We start from the raw sequence: 20446 nt of genomic DNA, 5'->3' as shown, positions 1-20446 counted from the left end.
CAACTCTCTTTTTAAGAATCGTTACGATTTATGTCCATAGGGTAGTATACAACATGGGAATTTGATTGTAAACCATGGGGTATCGGGAAAAATCGTTGTCACTTTCTCTGCAATCACATCATATGTATCTTGTGAGGAGTGATTAGGATGAAACTGCTGCAAAATGTGATCAACCATAAGATCAACACGATCTCACAGGGGGAGCTCATGAAGTATGCCGGTCAGTACCAGGTCTCCCTCACCCCTGCACAGGCCGACAGCATCGTGAAGAGCGTCAAAGGGAAGAACATCGACATCTTCAATGATGCAAAGCGAAGTCAACTGGTGAAAGAGCTGGCGAGGGTGATCGGACCTTCCAAGGCAAAAGAGATCAACGGTCTCTTCCTGAAGCTGATGAAATGAAAGAAGGAGGCGCCCCTCAAAGGGTGCCTCCTTTCCTTTATGCTTCCATGATTCTTTTCAGCACATCTTCGTCGAACTCTCCGTTCCGGAGCATTTCGATTTCAAATTTATAAGGTGCCTTTTTGTTTTTCTTGTCTTCTCCCACATATGGGGTCTCGAGTATTTTCGGAATGTCTGCAAGCTGCGGATGATGGACGATCCGGTTGATCGCATCAAATCCGATATGTCCGAATCCGATGTTTTCATGGCGGTCCTTGCGGGCACCAGTAGGATTTTTACTATCATTCACATGCAGTACCTTTAGGCGCTCGATGCCGATGATGCGGTCGAATTCGTCCAGTACCCCGTCGAAGTCCTCCACGATGTTATAGCCCGCGTCATGGGTGTGACACGTATCGAAGCAGATCGACAAACGGTCATTCAGATCGACGCCTTCGATGATCGCAGCGAGCTCTTCGAATGAACGTCCACATTCCGAGCCCTTCCCTGCCATTGTTTCAAGGGCAATCTGAACTTTGTGCTCCTTCGTAAGGACTTCATTCAATCCTTCGATGATCTTTTCAATCCCTTTATCCGCTCCGGCACCGACATGCGCTCCCGGGTGAAGGACGATCTGTCCTGCACCAAGGGCTTCTGTCCGTTCGATCTCCGAGCGGAGGAAGTTGACGCCAAGCTCGAATGTCGCAGGGTTGGTGGTGTTTCCGATATTGATGATATATGGAGCATGGACAACGATATCCTCGATGCCATGCTCTTTCATATGGGCCCTTCCCGCTTCGATATTCAAGTCTTCGATCTTCTTCCTTCTTGTGTTCTGGGGTGCACCCGTATAGATCATGAACGTATTCGCTCCATATGAAACGGCCTCCTCACTCGAAGCCAGCAGCATATTTTTTCCACTCATTGATACATGAGATCCGATCTTCAACACATGTCTCAGCTCCTTTACGACGCTAGCAGATTATTTATTCCTGCTTTTGATTCTTCTTTCGCGTTTCTTGATCTGCTCCATTTTGTATTTCATTTTCTTTTTGTATCCTGGTTTCACCTTTTTCGGCTTCCGAACCATGGACTTGGCTTTTACATCCGCCTCATCTGCACTGGTTTTCTGGCGGTTCTTCCGCTTATTCAGCGCAGGGAGCTCTACCCATTCGCCTTTTTTAATATCTTTATGGGCAAACTGAATGCCCTTTTTCTCCAGTCGGTTGATGGCATCTTCATCGGACGCCTCATAGATGGTGAAAGCAATCCCACTGTTGCCGGCGCGAGCCGTACGGCCTGTCCTGTGGATGTAGAAATCAAGGTCCTGCGGCAATTCAAAGTTGATGATATGACTGATTCCCTCGATGTCGATCCCCCTGGCAGCAAGGTCCGTCGCAACGATGTATTGGAATTCAAGCCCTCTTGTTTGTTTCATTACCTTTTTCCGTTCACGCGGAGACAGGCCACCGTGGATCCTCCCGACTTTCAATCCTTTGGCAATCAGGGCATCCGCCACTTCATCCGCTTTCGATTTCGTGTTTGTGAACACGATCCCGAGGTACGGGTTGATGTCAGTTAGGATATTGTAAAGCAGGTTGATTTTGTCACGGCTTTTCACCGGGACGATGACGTGCTCGATGTTCTTCGCCGATAGACGCTCTGGCTCTACATGGGCGAATTGAGGGTTTTCCATGTACTTCTTCAAGAATGGCTTCAACTTCTCTGGAATGGTTGCAGAGAATACGAGCATCTGGAGGTTTTCAGGCATTTTGCCGGCGATTTGATCCACATCCTCAATGAACCCCATATCAAGCATCAAGTCGGCTTCATCGATCACTAGCATGGTTGCCGTGTACACCAACAGGGCCTGTTCTTTTACAAGATCGTTGATCCTTCCCGGTGTACCTACGACGATATGTGGCTGGCTCTTCAGTTTCTCGATTGTCCTCTGCTTGTCCGTTCCCCCGATGAAACAGCGCGATGTGATGTCGGTATCTTTTGTAATCTTCAAGATTTCCTGATAGATCTGCTGGGCAAGTTCCCTCGTAGGCGCAGTGATCACCGCCTGGACCGTTTCAGAAGCTTCATGGATCTTTTCAATGATCGGAAGCAGATAGGAATGGGTCTTTCCTGTACCGGTCTGGGATTGACCGATGGCACTTTGGCCCTTCAAGATCATCGGTATCATCTTTTTCTGGATTTCCGTCGGCTCATGAAACCCCCGTTCTTCAATAGCATGCTGAATGAACGTTTTGAATTCATACTGTGTGAAGGCGTTCTTTGTCATGTCTCTTCATCTCCTTTATATCGACATCTCATTATACCTATTTCATGGTGATGCATGGACACCCCATACTGAAGGGTCCACCCGGTGTTCAGCGGGTGAAGATCTATATAAAACGTCAGTTGTCATTTAAAATAAGAACATCTAACCATTATAATCAATTTTCGGGGAAACATCTAGCCTATCAGGACAAAATCATTTCTCCCTTTACACAATACCCTTTTCAATCTGCTTGCATACGTTATAAAGATGGCGATTCCATTTGAAAGGAGGCGATCATCATGCCGCCACGCGGAATGATGAGAATGCGCGGAGGAAATCCATTCGGCATGCAGCAGCGGAATCCGTTCGGGATGCAACAGGGCAACTTCCGCATGCAGCAGGGGAATCCATTCATGATGCAACAAAACCGAAGGAATCAACCTACTATGGGCCGCACTTCACCTTCTCCGTTCCAGATGTCAGGAGGAGAGCCCGGCAAAAAGAAAGGTCTGCTCTCCAAACTATTGAAAAAAGGCGAAAATCGAAGGGGTGGCACCCCTGAAGGTGGAGCTGGCCTTCTCGAACAGTTCACACGGTCCGTATCCGACTCAGGGATGGACCGGTCTCCGCAAGCAGCCGGAGGCATCCTACAAGGGCTGATGAATCCAGGGAATATCGGCTCTTTCCTCACGAATACCCAACAGGTCCTGCAAACCGCTCAACAGCTCGGACCGATGGTTTCCCAATATGGTCCCATGGTCAAGAATATCCCAGCATTATGGAAGCTGTACCGGGGACTGAAAGATGTAACAGGGGATGAAGAAACGAATGCAGATGCAGAAGATGCTACTCCCCCACCAAAGGATCAGGACTCCGAGGAAACCGTGGAAACACCCGCACCCGATGAAGAATCAGTGCCTGCCTCTCCTGTCAGACCGAAAGCCCCCAGGAAAACGGGGCAATCTTCACCAAAGCTTTATATTTAAACCTGTAATGCCCTGCAGAATGCCTATCTGGAGGGCTATTCCCAATGGTTAAACCCTTTCCACACCCATACTCTTTGTCATAAAGGACGTTCTCCTTTATAATGGGGGTACAACCTTTCCCATGTAGGAGGATTATCAGTGGATATTATTAAAATCACCCCGAGGGGGTACTGCTACGGAGTCGTCGATGCCATGGTCATCGCCAGGAATGCGGCGCTCGACAAGTCACTCCCCCGTCCGATATATATATTGGGCATGATTGTCCATAACAAACATGTGACCGATGCATTTGAAGAAGAAGGCATCATCACCCTGGATGGTCACAACCGGAAGGAAATCATCGACCAGGTCAATGAAGGGACCGTCATCTTCACAGCACACGGGGTATCCCCGGAAGTGAAGGAAATTGCCAAGAATAAAGGACTAGTCACACTGGATGCAACATGCCCCGATGTCACGAAGACACATGACCTCATCCGCGAAAAGGAAGCCGAAGGATATGACGTCATCTACATCGGTAAAAAAGGCCACCCCGAACCAGAAGGGGCCGTCGGTGTCGCACCTGATATCGTACACCTCGTGGAAACCGCCGCGGATGTGGAAAAGCTCACCATCGACAATGAAAAGATCATCGTGACGAATCAGACGACGATGAGTCAATGGGATGTTCTCGATACGATGGAGAAAGTCAGGGAAATGTACCCACATGTGGAACTTCATAAAGAAATCTGCCTGGCGACGCAGGTGCGTCAGGAAGCCGTTGCAGAACAGGCTGGGGCGGCAGACGTCCTGATTGTTGTCGGTGACCCGAAGAGCAATAACTCCAACCGGCTGGCACAGGTGTCGAAAGAAATCGCCGGAACACCTGCCTACCGGATCTCTGACATAAGTGAGTTGGAGCTGGAGTGGTTGAAGGGTGCTAAAGTAGCCGCCGTCACTGCAGGTGCTTCCACCCCTACTCCCATCGTCAAAGAAGTCATCCGTTTCCTGGAAGCATATGACCCGGCTGATGAAGAGACGTGGACAAGGGAACGCAATGTCCCACTGAATAAAATTCTTCCAAAAGTACGCAAAGCAAAACTTGGTTCTTCTAAATAAATGTAAACGCCTATGCAGGGATTCTCATGCATGGGCGTTTTCTTTGTCCTGCCTGTTCCCGCTCCCTATGGATCACTTGACTCGTGAATGCTATAATGTAGGAAAACATTTACAGGAGGCTGTATGGGCTATATATTGAATTTGCGTAAACATGTCGGGACCCTCCCCCTCATCATGGTTGGATCATGCGTCCTCGTCATCAATGATTCAGAGGAACTCTTATTGATGAAGCGCACGGACAATCAACGTTGGGGCCTGCCGGGAGGTTCCATGGAACCCGGGGAAACCCTGCAGGAAGTAGCCGAAAGGGAGCTTTATGAAGAAACCGGCATTAAAGCTGAAATTTTATCTTTATGGGGGATCTATTCAGGGCAGGAATTCTACTACCAGTACCCACACGGCGACGAGGTCTACAATGTCGTGACCGCCTATCTATGCAGATCTTACAGAGGAGAATGCCGTCTGAATGAAGCGGAAGGATCAGAACTGCGCTTCTTCCCATTGGATTCCCTCCCCCTCGAACTGAGCCCGCCAGATGAACCGATCATTACGGAGTTTCTGGGGCAAAAAGAAAAGCCCTGTTCGCACCCCTAATAATAAGGAGTGCAAACAAGGCTTTTTTTACATGAAAGTAAACGGATTCGTGTTAGAGGTAGAAGGGAAGATATTCACGACATATCCTTTTTCCGCGCACGTCTTGGCCAAGTGCCGGGCCACGCCGTCCTTCATGATTTTTTCGATATGATGTCCAGCATCAATGACGTTCAAGCCAAGCATCATGGCATCGTGGGCTGTATGATAGTAGATGTCACCCGAAATGAAAACGTCTGCTCCTTGTCGCTTGGCAGCATGGATGAATTTATTTCCGTCTCCACCGAGGATCGCCACTTTGTTCACAGGCGCCTCAAGATCACCGGTCACTTTGATACCATCCATCCCGAATACCTCTTTGACCCGCGGGGCAAATTCTTTCAGAGTCGTACCCTCAGGTAACGTTCCGATCCTGCCGAGACCCATAGCGGGCGCTTTGTTCTTCAGTGTATAGATGTCATAGGCCACTTCTTCATAAGGATGATTGGCGAGCATGGATTTCAGTACCCTGCCCTCCAAAGAAGCAGGAAAAACGGTCTCAATTCTTTCTTCCTCTGCTACTTCCAGGCTACCCTGTTCCCCGAGGTAAGGGTCGGTTCCTTCCCCCGGCATGAATCTGCCTTCACCTCTTGTAGTGAAGCTGCAATCGGAGTAAGCGCCGATATTCCCCGCTCCCGCTTTGGCCAGGGCTCCGCGGAGGCGTTCACCGTGCTCTTGCGGTACAAAGACCACCAGTTTCCTGAGCTCTTCGGAGTACGTCGGTACAAGGACGGATGGCTCAACCAGTCCAAGGGCATCAGCGAGCAGATCGTTCACTCCACCTTCCGCCACATCAAGGTTGGTATGGGCGGCATAAACGGCAATATCATGTTTGATGAGTTTTTCAATCATTCTCCCCTGATAGGTATCGGTATGGATTGATTTAAGGGCCCTGAACAGCGGAGGGTGATGGGCGATGATCAGCTTCACATTATTCTTGATCGCTTCATCCACCACATTTTCAAGAACGTCCAGGGTCACCATGACATTTTCCACCTTTTCATTCAGCTTGCCGATCTGAAGTCCGATCGGATCACCCTCCTCTGCAAGATGCTTCGGTGAAAATTGTTCAAATAGCTGGATGATCTCATGTCCATTTGGTGTTTTCATCGATTCAGAACCTCCTCTACCAGTTTGATTTTTACAAGCAGGTCATTCCTGCGCTCCTCGAGTGCTGGAGTTTCTTCAGCCTGTTCCATGTTTTTCAGGATCACCTTCCACTGGGTCATTTCCTGTGTCCATTTTTTTCTGAACGGCGCACTGCGTTCAGTACTTAGTAACGGACCCATGAGGATCTCTGCTTCAAGATTTCCGCTTGAATATCCTGCCTTCGGATCTCCTTTTTCCGCTACGAGAACTTCATAGATCTTACCGTCCTCCTCCAAGATCTCCTCTCTCAGAAGGGACCAGCCATTATCCATCAGCCATTCCCGGATGGACACGGCGCTGATATTCGGCTGTAGGATGAGTCGTGCATTTTCCACTTTAGCCTTACCCTTCTCGAGTATGGAGGCAATCAGGGGCCCGCCCATGCCAGCAATGGTGATGCAATCCACTTCTCCTGGACGGAGCACATCAAGGCCATCTCCCAGTCTGACGTCCACCCTGTTTTCGAGGGCATTCAGTTTGACCTGCTTCACAGCTGATTCGAATGGTCCCTTCACGACTTCACCGGCGATGGCCGATGCTGCAATTCCTCTCTGGATCGCGTAACATGGGAGATAGGCATGATCCGATCCGATATCTGCAATGGTACTGTCTTTTGGTATGTAGGATACGACTGTCTCCAGTCGTTTGGATAATTTTTCGCTATTCATCATTTCACCTTATCAATCTGGATTCATTCTTCCCTTCCCTGTACCGGGAAGGATTTTTCCGCTTCGATACCATTCTACCCAATTTCAAGGCATAAAAAAAGCCCCCTGCCCATCAGGCAAAGAAGCTTTCCCTATTATTTGAGTGACAAGATCCAGTCTGCCATGGCATCAAGATTCTCATCTTCCACAAGTCCTGCCGGCATGATGCCTTTACCGTTCTTGATCGTCTCCTTGATTTGATCTTTGGAAAGATCCGTTCCTTTCAATGCAGGTCCAGCTCCGCCTTCATAGTCGCCACCGTGACAGCTCATACAGTTTTCCTTGTAGTGTGCTTCAGGATCGAATTCACCGCTTGAAGCCTGCTCTCCACCTTTTTCTTCTTCCTTTGCCTTGTCAGCCTTCTCTTCAGCATTATTCAATCCTTCAAGAGATAAGAAGAAAACAAGTCCGATACCAAGTGCCATAATGAGAATGAACGGAATGATTGGATTGCGATTCATGGCTTAACCCTCCTTCGTATGTATACCATCCAAATAGTACCCTATTTAACAATTTATATTTTACTGTAAAAACAGGGAAAGTAAAAGTCCTACGAATTAACTTTTCCATCTTTCTCACAATTTAGACACATTATGTTCGATTTTACGTCGAATTCTCTTAACCGTTTTCATTATTGACACAAAAGCAATTCGTTTCACAGGACTATCATCCTGTTCTGATTTGGTATCGCTAACACGAATCTCTCGCATTTCCAGTTGTTTTACCAAAATAAGGGACCCATTAACCAGGGTCCCCGGGCATCAGTGACATCCAATCAGCCTTGAGATCACCATGCGCTGGACTTCAGACGTTCCTTCGCCGATTTCGAGGAGCTTCGCATCTCGAAGGTACCTCTCCACATGATACTCCCTCATATACCCATATCCTCCGTGGATCTGGATCGCTTCATCGGCCACTTCCATACTGATTTCGGATGCATAGAGCTTGCACATGGACGCTTCCTTGGAAAATGGTCTGCCCTGATCCTTCAGCCACGCTGCCTTGTGCACCATGTTCCGAGCCAATTCGATCTTCATTGCCATGTCGGCCAGCTTGAATTGGGTCACTTGGAACTGGGAGAGCGTCTTTCCGAACTGCTTTCGCTCCTTGGCATATTGTAGGGCCTTATCAAAGGCTGCCTGAGCCACCCCCACGGCCATGGCACCGATCCCAATCCTTCCGCCGTCAAGAGTGACCAGGAACTGCTTGAAGCCCTCTCCTCGCTTACCAAGGAGGTTCTCCGCAGGAACCTCTACATCTTCCAGCACGAGTTCGGTGGTGTTCGAGGCGTGCAGCCCCATCTTTTCATAATTATCAATCACCTTGAAGCCTTTGGCATCCGTCGGTACGATGATCGCGCTGATTTCCTTGTTGCCGTCCTTTTTACCGGTGATAGCAGTCAGAGCCAGATGGTTCGCATAGCTGGCATTTGTGATGTAACACTTATTCCCATTGATTACCCAGCGGTCCCCTTGCTCCACTGCCGTCGTCTGGGTTCCACCAGCGTCTGATCCCGCATTCGGTTCGGTCAGCCCGAAAGCTCCGAAGCTCTCGCCAGTACAGATCGGCGTCAGATACTTCTCCTTCTGCTCTTCCGTACCGAACATGGAAATTGGTGCTCCACCCAGGGAAATGTGGGCAGAGTACGTGATTCCTGTCGATGCGCATGCCCGGCTCAATTCTTCTGTCACGATGGCAAAGCTGACCGTATCCGCCCCGGCTCCGCCGTATTCTTCTGAAAACGGAAGACCCATCAGTCCAAGGTCCGCCAATTTTTTAAAAACGTCAGCAGGGAATTCCTTGGCCCGGTCCCTGTCAAGGGCACCCGGCGCCACCTCTTCATCTGCGAACTCTTTAATGGTTTTTTTAATCATGGCCTGTTCCTGTGTCAAATCAAAATTCATTTCCATCCCCCTTATCTGTCTCGCTTCCTGCCAAAAGCAGAAATGTATGCGCTATCATTTCCATTATAAAAGGATTAAATGAATTTTCTCAACTTTAAAAAACTTTATAATTTTCTGTAGTTATATTACAATATAAATAGTCAGCAGGATCGCTCCCAGAGTCCCTCCGATGGAAAATGGAAGGATTTTGCGCCCGAAACCCGTAACCGACCATACAAAACAATGCAAATATAGGAGCGGCATCAGGACTCCTCTCTTCCCTTCAAAAAATGCATCCACGATGTGAACCGTCATAAAAAGAAGGATGAGGGCTGCAACCACATACACAAAAAGGGTAGAGATTCCTTTTTTGCTATAATGAATTGCCATGACCACAAGGAAAACGACAAATACTGCCAAAATCGCTGTTTGCAAAAGCGGTGACATTTCAGTAAAATAAATGACAAATACGGTGAGGCCGAGAGTCAGGGCCGCTGCTGCAAGATGTGTGTACCCCCGAGAGGAAACGCTTTCACTTCCCCCTTTGGTGTAAAGGTTGAGAAGGTAGTCACAGTAGTGCTCCGGAAGCATGCTGCTTTCTTTCCACCGTTTGATTTCTTTTATGATGATCGTTGTTTCTTTATCTTGTTGTTTGATCCCAATCACTGCCTAACCTATAAAGTATATGTATAAACTTCGTCACAGCCTGTCGAAATTCCTTTTTTGCCGAAAAAAAACCGCCTCGGCATACGCGAGACGGTTCTGGTTCCTATTCGAGGAAATCTTTCAAACGTTTGCTTCTGCTTGGATGGCGTAGTTTACGGAGAGCTTTCGCTTCGATCTGACGAATCCGTTCCCTGGTGACACCGAAAACTTTTCCGACTTCTTCCAAGGTACGGGTCCTTCCGTCATCAAGTCCAAAGCGAAGACGCAGAACGTTTTCTTCACGGTCTGTCAAGGTATCGAGTACATCCTCGAGCTGTTCCTTCAAAAGTTCGTAAGCAGCATGCTCTGATGGTGACTGTGCTTCTGCATCCTCAATGAAGTCGCCGAGATGTGAATCATCCTCTTCCCCGATCGGTGTTTCCAATGAAACAGGTTCTTGGGCAATTTTCAGGATTTCCCTTACTTTTTCCGGTGTAAGGTCCATTTCTTCTGCTATTTCTTCAGGCGCAGGCTCACGACCGAGATCTTGAAGAAGCTGGCGTTGGACACGGATCAGTTTATTTATGGTCTCCACCATATGGACAGGGATACGGATCGTCCTGGCCTGGTCAGCGATGGCACGGGTGATGGCCTGACGGATCCACCAAGTGGCGTACGTACTGAATTTGAACCCCTTGCGGTAATCAAATTTCTCAACCGCTTTAATAAGGCCCATATTCCCTTCCTGGATCAAATCAAGGAATAACATACCCCGACCGACATAACGCTTCGCAATACTGACCACAAGTCGAAGGTTGGCTTCTGCAAGGCGGCGCTTCGCCTCTTCGTCCCCTTCTTCGATTCTTTCGGCAAGATTGATTTCTTCTTCTGCTGATAGCAGGTCGACCCTTCCGATTTCCTTGAGGTACATACGGACCGGATCATTTATTTTGACGCCGGGAGGGACACTGAGGTCATTCAGGTTGAATTCCTCTTCCTCTTCCTTTGCCAATTCAGGGGCACTTGGATCGTCATCTTCATCACTTTCTTTGATGATTTCGATGCTTTGTTCACCTAAGTGCTCGTAAAATTCATCCATTTGATCAGAGTCCAATTCGAAGCCCGATAGTTTATCGGCGATATCCTCATACGTGAGGACACCTCTCTTCTTACCCTGATTAACTAAAAATTCTTTCACCTGATCAACGGTCAATTCAGACGCTATTTGTTTGGAACGCGCGGACTTTTCAGCCATGTGTTCCCCTCCTTCCAACTTCCTGGCAAAACTATAAAGACTTACGCAGCTGTAAGATCTCCATCGCAATCTCTACTTCCTTGCGATAATCATTTCTTCTCTCAGCTTCTTTTCTTTCCTGTTCTTTTTCCTTTATCTTCAACATCTTTTGATGTTTTAAGACCTGTTTCACATAATCCATCAGTTCATCATCGGTGCACTCTTCGCTGATGGACATCATTTCGATCTCCGTCACCACCCGCCTCAAACGTTCATCGCTCAGATATCCAATGAATCCGCGGGCGCCTGGTGGCAGACCTTCTTCATAATACCCGAGAAGATAGGTGATGATCGCCTGGTGCTCATCTACGTTGAGACTGACACCTGCAAGCCAATCCTGAACCTTATACGCAATGTTGGGGTCCCTCATCATATGGGCGATCAAGCGCCTTTCGGCATTTTGATACGCAGGGAGGAGCTGTGACTTCCGGTTGAAGGGAGCAGCCACGGGTGCGGGGCTTTGTTGTACCTTCTTTGACCGGGGTGCTCCTGTCTGCCCCATCTGTTGCTGCAAGGCATCAAGCGATAGATCAAACTCATCGGCGAGGTTTCTCAGATAGAAGTCTTTTTCAACGGCACTGCTCAAGCCGACGATTTCCTTGAGTACCTCTTCGATATAGGCGAGCCGATCTCCTTCATCATTCAGGTTTTTATTCAGCTTGTAATAGCGGAGTTTAAACGCCATGAATGTCAGAGCCGCCCCTATTACATCCTGCTGAAACTTTTCGGATCCATAGGTGGAGATGTAGTCATCGGGGTCGAGCTGCTCCGGTATGGCGGCGATGCGGATATTCATGCCGTGGTTCGTCAGGAGATTCCCTGCCCTGAACGCGGCTTCGATCCCCGCAGAGTCGCCGTCATAACAAATCACGACGGTATCCGTGAGTCGTTTGATCAGTCCGATCTGTTGCTCGGTCAAGGAGGTCCCCATTGTGGCGATCCCATTCTCGACTTCCGCCTCGTTTGCGGAAATGACATCTGCAAACCCTTCAAAGAGGATCGCCTGCTGTTTCCGCCTGATTGAGGCCCGAGCACCATGGTAATGATAGAGGATTTTACTCTTATTGAAGATTTTCGTCTCCGGACTGTTCAAGTATTTCGGTTCATCACCTTTTTGAAGGCTCCGTCCCGAAAAGGCGACCGTGTCTCCTTTGGGGTTCTGGATGGGAAACATGATCCGGCCCCTGAACCGGTCGAGGAAGGATTGGTCCCTTTCCCTTCTGACCAGGAGCCCGGCCTCTTCCATGAGTTCGAGGGGGTATCCCCTCTTTTCCAGAAACTTGACCGTGAAATCCCAATTGGGAAGCGACCAGCCGATTTTGAACTTCCGGATGCTTTCGGTTGTGAACCCCCTGGCAAGCAAATATTCCAGTGCATCCTGACCCTCTTTTGTATTAAGGAGCAAATGATGGTAAAATTTACTCAAAAGTTCATGGGCCTCGATCATCCTCTTCTCGTCTTCAAGTTGAGCATGATCTACATTCGGGGTGGAAGGCGTGACGTCAATTTCCTCGCCAACCTTCTCACCAAGCTTTTGAGCTGCTTCCTGGAAGGACATACCGTCTACATCCATAAGGAATGTAAAGGCGTTACCTCCCGCACCGCAGCCGAAGCAATGGAAGATTTGTTTATCAGGTGAAACAGAAAAAGATGGAGTGTTCTCTCCATGAAATGGGCAGAGCCCAAAATAGTTACGACCCTGTTTCTTCAGTTGCACATAGTCGCTTACAACATCCACGATGTCCGTGGATGATAAAATTTTATTGAGCTTCTCTTCAGGGATTCTTTCTGACACTATTCATCACCTGTTTTATAAATGTCCCTCATAAGTTGATTCGATAAATTTTATCAATCTCCTGCAATTTGCGACAATAAATTCTCGAAGTTTGCGGAAAAAGTTTCCCGGTCTGATTGGGTAAATGCCTTGGGACCTTTTCCATACTTCCCTTTTCTACGTTCCTTAGCGGCAAGATACCTGTAATCGAGGGCCGTGGCAATCGTTTCTTCCTTGTATGCTTTTCCCCTGGGGGACAGGGCATAAACGTGCTTTGGCAGGACAAGACTGGCCAGCCCTATATCCTGGGTGACGAGCACATCGGAAGATCGGACGTGATTCATGATGTACAGATCGGCTGATTCCTTGGAACTATCAACATAGATCCATTCACCTGCTTCAGGCTCACTTTTCCGGTGGGCATGGGAAGCGACGAATACAACCCCGAATCCGTATCTTCTTGAAATCCGGCTGATCTCCTCCTTGACAGGACAAGCATCAGCATCCACGAATACACAAGGATGATATGGGTCATACCTAACTATTCTACATCACTCCATGTAATCCTTCTCTCCCGGATAACTTTCCTTGGGAGCAAGGAAGAATTTGTCGAAAAAAACCCTCTTCAGGACTTGACATATCACAATAATTAGTTTATTCCTTAAGAGTTTAGTCTAAACCTATTTTAAATATTTTTATCACAATTTTTTATTATAGTATATCCCCGGCTATTTGACCACCCATAAAACTCATTCTCTTCACGATTCCACTTTCTTGCTTCTGCACTTTAGGTTGAAGTCCCCATGCACAGAAAAACCGGACCACCACGATCATGATGGTCCGGGTAAAAACACTCAGGATTTCTGATAGATATTCGTGATGACATTGGCGGTCTCTTCAACGGCTTTATTCGTCACGTCGATGACATGACAACCGATGCGTCCCGTGATCGCTTCGAAGTATGTAAGTTCTTCTTCGATCCTCTTGATGTTTGCGTAGCTTGCCTGGTCGTTCAGTCCGAGGGATTTCAACCGTTCCCTCCGGATCGTATTTAGTTTGTCCGGACTGATCTTCAGACCGAAGCATTTTTCGGGAGGAACCTTGAAAAGCTCCTCGGGGGGATCGACTTCAGGCACAAGGGGGACATTTGCCACCTTATAACGTTTGAGTGCCAGATATTGTGATAATGGCGTCTTGGAGGTCCTTGATACGCCCACCAAAACGATATCCGCCCTGAGAAGGCCCCTTGGGTCCCTTCCGTCATCATACTTCACGGCAAATTCAATGGCCTCGACTTTTTTGAAATAATCGTCGTCCAGTTTCCGGACAGTACCCGGTTCAAACAGCGGCTCCTTTTGATATGACGATTGATATGTATCCATGAGGGGTCCGATGATATCGAACGCATGGAGGTCTTCCACCTTCGCCTTCGCCTTGATATAGGCGCGCATCTCAGGTTTCACAAGGGTATAGACGATCAGCCCTTTCGTCAGTTTAGCAAGGGAGATCACTTCATCGATATTTTCCAATTCTTCGATATACGGGAAGCGTTTAATGACCGTATTCTTAGAACCATCGAACTGGCTGATGGCTGCCTTGGTCACTAGTTCGGCCGTTTCCCCCACGGAGTCTGATACCACATAGATAATCGGTTCTTTCACGATCATTCACCACCTGTTAATATTCATCTGCCAGTGCAACGAATGCCTTTGTGACATTCGTCTTCGTAATCCGTCCTGTAACCTCAAGATCTCCATTATCCGTTTTCCTGACAACAGGGACGGAGTCGATCTGCTTATGGATCAAATCCTTCGCGACACCGATCAACGGATCATCCTTCTCGCATGTCGTGATATTCGGCATCCTCGTCATGATGATATTCACCGGGAGCGTACTCAATTCCTGCTTTCCGATGCTCGCTCTCAGAAGATCTTTCCGGGAGAGGACCCCGACCAGATAAGAATTTGCATCGACTACGAACAGCGTCCCCACATCTTCAAGGAACATCGTCACGATGGCATCATAGACCGAGACATTTTCATTCACGACCACAGGAATGGATTGATAATCCTTCACGTAGATTTTCTTCAGGTTTTCTGTCAGCAGTTGGGTTCCCGTCTTACCGGTATAGAAATAACCCACCCGGGGCCTTGCATCAAGGTAACCCGCCATGGTCAGAATGGCCAGATCCGGTCTCAGGGTGGCACGGGTCAAGTTGAGTCGGTCGGCAATCTGTTCTCCCGTGATGGGCCCATTATCTTTCACGATCTGCAAGATAGTTTCTTGACGTTTATTCAGTTCCATTTTCCTTCACCACCTAACGACCCTTTTTCAAAATGTTATACTGTATACTAAATATTATATACTAATGAGTCAAAATGAAAAGAGTATTATCTTTTCCCTTTATGTGTAAACTATATTGGAATATTAGACCTGTAAAAGAGTATCCTGTTTCCAGGGAAACATCAACTCTTTTTCACTTTGAGCGAACAATGGTTGTCAAGAAGAAAATCCCATGATAAAATAGCTAACACATTCATAACGTAAGCAATGACGGATAGATAAGTAACCGCAGCCTTAAGCGACCGGGGATGGTGGAAGCCCGGAACAGCGGAGAAACGGCGATCCCGAGCTCATACAATCGAAAGTGGATATGCCTTTTGCATATCAACTAGGGTGGAACCGCGAGCCAAAGCTCGTCCCTAGGCCAATAGTGCCTGGAGACGAGCTTTTTTTATTGCCCGGCACCCTTATCCAAAAAAGGAGTGACAGATTATGTCGATGGAACAAGTAGTGAACCTTGCAAAGCACCGCGGATTCGTCTTCCCAGGATCCGAAATCTACGGTGGCCTTGCCAACACATGGGATTACGGTCCCCTTGGCGTGGAGCTGAAGAACAACATCAAGAAAGCATGGTGGAAAAAATTCGTTCAGGAATCCCCTTATAATGTCGGTCTTGATGCCAGCATCCTCATGAACCCCAAAACATGGGAAGCTTCCGGCCACGTCGGGAACTTCAATGATCCGATGATCGATTGTAAAAAATGCAAAACCCGTCATCGTGCCGATAAACTGATCGAGAATGCCCTTGAAGCAAAGGGGATGGAGATGATTGTCGACGGCCTCCCGTTCGAGAAGATGGAAGAGATCATGAAGGAACATGAAATCGTCTGCCCTGACTGTGGAGCGCAGGATTTCACAGAAATCCGTCAGTTCAACTTGATGTTCAAAACGCATCAGGGTGTAACGGAATCCTCAACGAATGAAATCTTCCTTCGTCCGGAAACGGCCCAGGGAATCTTCGTCAACTTCAAGAACGTACAGCGTTCCATGCGTAAAAAAATGCCTTTCGGTATTGCACAGATCGGAAAGAGCTTCCGAAATGAAATCACGCCTGGTAACTTCACGTTCAGAACACGCGAATTCGAACAGATGGAGCTTGAATTCTTCTGTAAGCCCGGTGAAGATCTTGAATGGTTCTCTTACTGGCGCGAATTCTGTAAGAACTGGTTGCTGAACCTTGGTCTAAACGAAGACAATATGCGCCTTCGCGATCACGACGAAGACGAACTGTCCCACTACAGTAACGCGACAACCGATATCGAGTACAAATTCCCGTTCGGATGGGGCGAACTATGGGGTGTTGCCGACCGTACAGATTTCGATTTGAAGCGCCATATGGAGCATTCGAATGAAGACTTCCATTACATGGACCCGCAAACCAATGAAAAATATGTACCTTATTGCATCGAGCCTTCCCTCGGGGCTGACCGTGTGACACTTGCCTTCCTATGTGATGCATTCGAAGAAGAGGAGCTTGAAAATGATTCCCGTACGGTCCTCCGCTTCCACCCTGCACTTGCACCATACAAGGCAGCCGTACTTCCGCTTTCGAAGAAGCTATCGGATGATGCGTTCAAGGTGTATGAAGAGCTTTCCAAAGAACTGATGATCGACTTCGATGAGACGGCTTCCATCGGGAAACGCTATCGCCGTCAAGATGAGATCGGTACGCCGTTCTGCATTACGTATGACTTTGATTCTGCTGAAGACGGACAAGTGACGGTCCGCGATCGTGATACGATGGAGCAGGTTCGCATGCCGATCAGCGAAGTAAAAAGCTTCCTGGATGGTAAAATTAACTTCTAATCAAACAAGACCTCCACGCTTGGCGTGGAGGTCTTTTCCATTCAATCCAACAAAAGGACCGCTCCCGGCAAAAGGGGCGGTCCTTCTCACTCTATTCACATCACACTAGAATAAATCCTTCAGGTTGTCCATCTGGTCAAGGAATCTTCTTGATTTCAAGTGCAGACCGGAGTATTCATCGTAATAGGTCCGGATGACCTTTTTTAATTCAGCCTTTGTTTCATCCTTCACCGATACATTCCCCAACCGATTGATATCAAAGTAATAAAAGACCCTTAGTAACTTGACCGTCCCCTGCTTCAAAGGAAGAGCGTGGGGATCCTTGTGGACGCACCGGTGGCAGATGAATCCATTTTCCCGGAATGAGAAGGAGAAGGTCCCTTCCTTCTCACCGCACACAGAGCACCCATCGAGGTTCGGATAAAGCCCCAAGACCGGCAGCATCTTCATTTCAAAGATATGGACGAGGATCTCTGGATCCACTTCATCATCAAGATAATGCAGGGATTGGTGGAGAAGCTCGAACAGGAAGGGATTCGGCTTCCGGTCCTCCGTTGCCTTATCCAGCAGCTCCACCATGTAGGTGGCGTAGGAGGTTTTGAATAAATCTTCCCTGATATGACGGAGTGACTCCACCATCTCCCCCTGTTGAAGGGTACCGAGACCGTTTCCTTTGATGTACATGAAATAGCCATATGTAAATAACTGTGATATGGCGGAAAGACGGCTGTTGGGCTTCTTAGCACCGCGAGCCATCAGTCCCACCTTACCAAATTCTCTTGAAAAGACGGTAACGATTTTATTCGTTTCGCCGTAGTCATTCGTCCTGATGACGATTCCTTCACATTTCTGTAGCATAAGGCCACCTCCCGACGTCCATTTGTCCGGGTGATGACAAACTCGTTTACGTTATGGGAAAATCCGCTTCTGAATTCTCCTCATCAAATCCTGTTATTTCATCACTTGAATCTTTTTCGAGTTCTTTAAAAAGCAGATACGTGTCGATACTTCCTGTTTGCGAAAAGAACTTCCAGGTTAAGTCTAACATATAAAACCCACCTTTCTGGATTTAAGCTAGTAAGACCTTTCATGTGATTAGAGTGAGCATTTCCAGCAGATTTGATGTGTTCTAAATATTGTTAATCCAGAGATCAATATTCATCATCATTGAAGCCGTAGTCTTTCAGGTTCGAAGCACGGTTGCGCCAATCTTTCTGGACCTTCACCCAAAGCTCCAGATAAACCTTCGATCCCAGGAGATTTTCGATATCGATCCTGGCTCTCTTGCCGACTTCTTTCAGCATGGCTCCACGTTTACCGATGACGATCCCTTTCTGTGAATCACGTTCGACGATGATCGTGGCAAGGACGTCGATGAGGTTATTGGAGTCTTTCCTCTCCATCTTGTCGATGACGACTGCAATGCTGTGCGGAATCTCTTCACGGGTCAGATGCAGCACCTTTTCCCTGATGAGCTCGGATACGATGAAACGCTCCGGATGGTCCGTGACCTGATCGGCTGGATAAAATTGAGGCCCTTCCGGCAGGCGGTCCTTCAATAATCCAAGGAGCTGGTCGACATTATTCCCCTCAAGGGCTGAAATCGGCACGGTGGCCGCGAATGGATACAGTTCGTTATATTTCTGGATGATCGGTAAAAGCTCATCTGGATGAACCTGATCGATCTTATTCAAAATGAGGAAGACGGGTGTCTTGACTCCTTTGAGCTTCTCGATGATATAGTGATCACCTTTGCCTAGGCCTTCTTCGACATTGATCATGAAAAGGATCACATCGACTTCCTTCAGGGTATTCTGTGCGATCTTGACCATGAAATCCCCAAGTTTATGCTTTGGTTTATGGATTCCCGGTGTATCGATGAAGATCATCTGCGCTTCATCGGTCGTATAGACTCCCTGTACTTTATTACGGGTCGTTTGTGGCTTATCGCTCATAATGGCAATTTTCTGGCCGATGACACGGTTCAAGAATGTCGATTTCCCGACGTTCGGTCTTCCGATGATGGAAATAAAACCTGATTTGTACTGATTACTCATGTAAATCCTCCGGTGAAAAAGCTCCCGGCAACAACTCTGCAACTGTCAGTTCCTGAACATCTCCGTTCAGATTGGTAAGAACGACCCGCATGTCTTTCGGACAAAGCTCCGAAATGACCTGACGGCACGCTCCACATGGAGGGACCGGTCTCTTCGTATCCGCTACGACGGTAAGCATGGAGAAATCTTTATCTCCTTCTGAGTACGCCTTGAATAAGGCGGTGCGCTCAGCGCAATTGCACATGCTGTATGCCGCGTTCTCGATGTTGCATCCACGATAGATCTTTCCGTCCTTTGTGAGGAGGGCTGCCCCTACCTGAAACCGACTATAAGGGACGTATGCTAGTTCTCTTGCTGCCTTTGCTTCTATTATCATTTGTTCTACATTCATTCGTTTGATTCTCTCCTTTTTCCCTTACCCCTTCATTTTACTACACTTTTTCTGAAATGACATGGGATGTTATCAAATTGTTAATAAATAGTTAGATAATTCAAACAACTTATCCTTCCTGTTCTCTTTTCCCTTCCTCCATTAAAACGCTTTCAGACCGGAAAATCAAATGTCCCCAAAAAGGGGACATGGATTTAAAAAATCGCCACTATTTTCGGTATGAAAATGATCAAGCCGATAATAGCCGAACAGATGGCAAAAAGCAGCACGGCCCCCGAACCCAGGTCCTTGGCCAACTTGGCTAGGGGATGATAATCCGGGGTAGAAAGGTCAACCGCCTTTTCGATGGCCGTATTCACCATTTCGAGGGAATGCATCAGGAAGATCAGGATGAGGATGACCATCCATTCCACTTTTGACACGTGGAGCAACGCCGCCATGACGAGGACAATCATGCCCATGCATGTATGGATTCTGAAGTTCTGCTCGGACTTCCAAGCGCTCACCACCCCTTCCGATGCATAGCCGAATGACCTCATCAGCTTCTTGAAGCCGCCCTTAGCCCCTTTGGAGTCCATAGGCGTCCAGGATATCCCTTTGTCTCTGGAACATCCTCTCTTCGTCTTCTTTCTCCATATGGTCGTATCCAAGCAGATGGAGGAACCCATGAAGGGCGAGGAAGCCCAGTTCCCTTTCGAAAGAATGCCCGTATTCCTCCGCCTGCTCTCGCGTGCGTTCGATGGAAATCACGATGTCTCCGAGGATCCGCGGCATGCCTTCCCCGATGATTTCCACTTCGTCCTCTCCAAGTTCTTCGAGTGCGAAGGAAATGACATCCGTCGCCTGATCCTTCTCACGGTAATCCCGATTGATTTCACGGATCCGTTCATTGGACACGAAGGTGACGGACACTTCACTTCCTTCTTCGATCCCCTCTTTGCCTGCGGCAAAATCCAGGATGGACAAGACGAGCTCCGAATCCTTATCCGATATCTCTTCCGTTTCATCTATCATATCAATATTCAAGATCATG

At 47.9% G+C, this 20446-nt stretch carries 23 protein-coding genes; 5 read left to right on the top strand and 18 right to left on the bottom strand.

Annotated elements, in window-relative coordinates; translation table 11 throughout:
• Positions 1 to 147 precede the first annotated feature (147 nt).
• Positions 148 to 402 carry a DUF2624 domain-containing protein gene (locus AF331_RS02090; RefSeq protein WP_048006116.1) on the top strand — a complete coding sequence of 85 codons (255 nt, stop codon included), beginning with the start codon at positions 148 to 150 and terminating at the stop codon, positions 400 to 402.
• A 37-nt stretch (positions 403 to 439) separates the two neighbouring features.
• Here the strand turns inward: AF331_RS02090 and AF331_RS02085 are convergent, their stop codons facing one another.
• Positions 440 to 1333, bottom strand: coding sequence for a deoxyribonuclease IV (locus AF331_RS02085; protein ID WP_053426546.1), 894 nt, complete (start codon positions 1331 to 1333; stop codon positions 440 to 442).
• Between the two features lie 30 nt (positions 1334 to 1363).
• Positions 1364 to 2671: a DEAD/DEAH box helicase gene (locus tag AF331_RS02080; protein ID WP_053426545.1), complete on the bottom strand. Its 1308-nt coding sequence runs from the start codon at positions 2669 to 2671 to the stop codon at positions 1364 to 1366.
• Between the two features lie 278 nt (positions 2672 to 2949).
• Between AF331_RS02080 and vrrA the strand changes: the two genes are divergently transcribed.
• The 3 genes from vrrA (at position 2950) to AF331_RS02065 (ending at position 5328) form a co-directional block, all read left to right on the top strand.
• A complete protein-coding gene (gene vrrA, locus AF331_RS02075; RefSeq protein ID WP_053426544.1) occupies positions 2950 to 3636 on the top strand; it encodes a VrrA/YqfQ family protein in 687 nt (228 codons plus the stop codon).
• Between the two features lie 138 nt (positions 3637 to 3774).
• Complete coding sequence (locus AF331_RS02070; protein WP_053426543.1) at positions 3775 to 4734, top strand: 4-hydroxy-3-methylbut-2-enyl diphosphate reductase; 960 nt, start codon at positions 3775 to 3777, stop codon at positions 4732 to 4734.
• Positions 4735 to 4857: 123 nt separating this feature from the next.
• Entirely contained in the window at positions 4858 to 5328 is a 471-nt protein-coding gene (locus tag AF331_RS02065) for an NUDIX hydrolase (RefSeq protein WP_053426542.1), read from the top strand.
• 27 nt (positions 5329 to 5355) lie between these two features.
• On the opposite strand, the gene AF331_RS02060 is transcribed toward AF331_RS02065, so the two are convergent.
• The 10 genes from AF331_RS02060 to AF331_RS02015 all read right to left on the bottom strand — a co-directional run bounded on the left by AF331_RS02060 (position 5356) and on the right by AF331_RS02015 (position 15120).
• A complete protein-coding gene (locus tag AF331_RS02060) occupies positions 5356 to 6474 on the bottom strand; it encodes a Nif3-like dinuclear metal center hexameric protein (protein WP_053426541.1) in 1119 nt (372 codons plus the stop codon).
• Positions 6471 to 7181, bottom strand: a complete 711-nt coding sequence (locus AF331_RS02055) for a tRNA (adenine(22)-N(1))-methyltransferase (protein WP_053426540.1) — start codon at positions 7179 to 7181, stop codon at positions 6471 to 6473. The genes AF331_RS02060 and AF331_RS02055 overlap by 4 nt, the downstream gene beginning before the upstream one ends.
• Positions 7182 to 7315: 134 nt before the next feature.
• A complete protein-coding gene (cccA, locus tag AF331_RS02050; RefSeq protein WP_053426539.1) occupies positions 7316 to 7681 on the bottom strand; it encodes a cytochrome c550 in 366 nt (121 codons plus the stop codon).
• A 300-nt stretch (positions 7682 to 7981) separates the two neighbouring features.
• Positions 7982 to 9124 carry an acyl-CoA dehydrogenase family protein gene (locus AF331_RS02045; protein ID WP_053426538.1) on the bottom strand — a complete coding sequence of 381 codons (1143 nt, stop codon included), beginning with the start codon at positions 9122 to 9124 and terminating at the stop codon, positions 7982 to 7984.
• A gap of 120 nt (positions 9125 to 9244) precedes the next feature.
• Positions 9245 to 9769 (bottom strand): hypothetical protein, encoded by a 525-nt coding sequence (locus AF331_RS02040; RefSeq protein WP_053426537.1) that lies wholly within the window; start codon positions 9767 to 9769, stop codon positions 9245 to 9247.
• Positions 9770 to 9872: 103 nt separating this feature from the next.
• Entirely contained in the window at positions 9873 to 11003 is a 1131-nt protein-coding gene (gene rpoD / locus AF331_RS02035; protein WP_048006123.1) for an RNA polymerase sigma factor RpoD, read from the bottom strand.
• A gap of 31 nt (positions 11004 to 11034) precedes the next feature.
• On the bottom strand, positions 11035 to 12837 hold the full coding sequence (dnaG, locus tag AF331_RS02030; protein ID WP_053426536.1) for a DNA primase: 1803 nt from the start codon (positions 12835 to 12837) through the stop codon (positions 11035 to 11037).
• A gap of 53 nt (positions 12838 to 12890) precedes the next feature.
• Positions 12891 to 13325: a YaiI/YqxD family protein gene (locus AF331_RS02025; protein ID WP_082346666.1), complete on the bottom strand. Its 435-nt coding sequence runs from the start codon at positions 13323 to 13325 to the stop codon at positions 12891 to 12893.
• 345 nt (positions 13326 to 13670) lie between these two features.
• Complete coding sequence (locus tag AF331_RS02020; RefSeq protein ID WP_179125838.1) at positions 13671 to 14483, bottom strand: pyruvate, water dikinase regulatory protein; 813 nt, start codon at positions 14481 to 14483, stop codon at positions 13671 to 13673.
• A 10-nt stretch (positions 14484 to 14493) separates the two neighbouring features.
• Positions 14494 to 15120, bottom strand: a complete 627-nt coding sequence (locus tag AF331_RS02015) for a helix-turn-helix transcriptional regulator (protein ID WP_048006125.1) — start codon at positions 15118 to 15120, stop codon at positions 14494 to 14496.
• 468 nt (positions 15121 to 15588) lie between these two features.
• On the opposite strand from AF331_RS02015, the gene AF331_RS02010 reads away from it, so the two are divergent.
• Positions 15589 to 16965, top strand: a complete 1377-nt coding sequence (locus AF331_RS02010) for a glycine--tRNA ligase (RefSeq protein ID WP_152915522.1) — start codon at positions 15589 to 15591, stop codon at positions 16963 to 16965.
• Between the two features lie 105 nt (positions 16966 to 17070).
• Here AF331_RS02010 and recO read toward each other — a convergent pair whose 3' ends face one another.
• From recO to ybeY, 6 genes are all read right to left on the bottom strand, one after another.
• Positions 17071 to 17823 carry a DNA repair protein RecO gene (recO, locus tag AF331_RS02005; protein ID WP_053426533.1) on the bottom strand — a complete coding sequence of 251 codons (753 nt, stop codon included), beginning with the start codon at positions 17821 to 17823 and terminating at the stop codon, positions 17071 to 17073.
• A gap of 46 nt (positions 17824 to 17869) precedes the next feature.
• The gene (locus tag AF331_RS21680; RefSeq protein ID WP_079516415.1) at positions 17870 to 18013 is read right to left on the bottom strand and encodes a YqzL family protein; all 144 of its coding nucleotides are present in this window, start codon (positions 18011 to 18013) and stop codon (positions 17870 to 17872) included.
• Between the two features lie 103 nt (positions 18014 to 18116).
• Entirely contained in the window at positions 18117 to 19022 is a 906-nt protein-coding gene (era, locus tag AF331_RS02000; protein ID WP_053426532.1) for a GTPase Era, read from the bottom strand.
• On the bottom strand, positions 19015 to 19413 hold the full coding sequence (locus tag AF331_RS01995; protein WP_053426531.1) for a cytidine deaminase: 399 nt from the start codon (positions 19411 to 19413) through the stop codon (positions 19015 to 19017). Before AF331_RS01995 ends, era begins: the two co-directional genes overlap by 8 nt.
• 194 nt (positions 19414 to 19607) lie before the next feature.
• Positions 19608 to 19991 carry a diacylglycerol kinase family protein gene (locus AF331_RS01990; RefSeq protein ID WP_053426530.1) on the bottom strand — a complete coding sequence of 128 codons (384 nt, stop codon included), beginning with the start codon at positions 19989 to 19991 and terminating at the stop codon, positions 19608 to 19610.
• The gene (gene ybeY, locus AF331_RS01985) at positions 19972 to 20445 is read right to left on the bottom strand and encodes an rRNA maturation RNase YbeY (RefSeq protein ID WP_053426529.1); all 474 of its coding nucleotides are present in this window, start codon (positions 20443 to 20445) and stop codon (positions 19972 to 19974) included. The genes AF331_RS01990 and ybeY overlap by 20 nt, the downstream gene beginning before the upstream one ends.
• Between the last annotated feature and the right edge of the window lies 1 nt (position 20446).

The sequence above is a fragment of the Rossellomorea marisflavi genome, from assembly GCF_001274775.1.
Classification (GTDB): Bacteria; Bacillota; Bacilli; order Bacillales; family Bacillaceae_B; genus Rossellomorea; species Rossellomorea marisflavi.
Note: the sequence above shows the minus strand (reverse complement) of the source record. Positions and strands in the feature narration are given on the sequence as shown.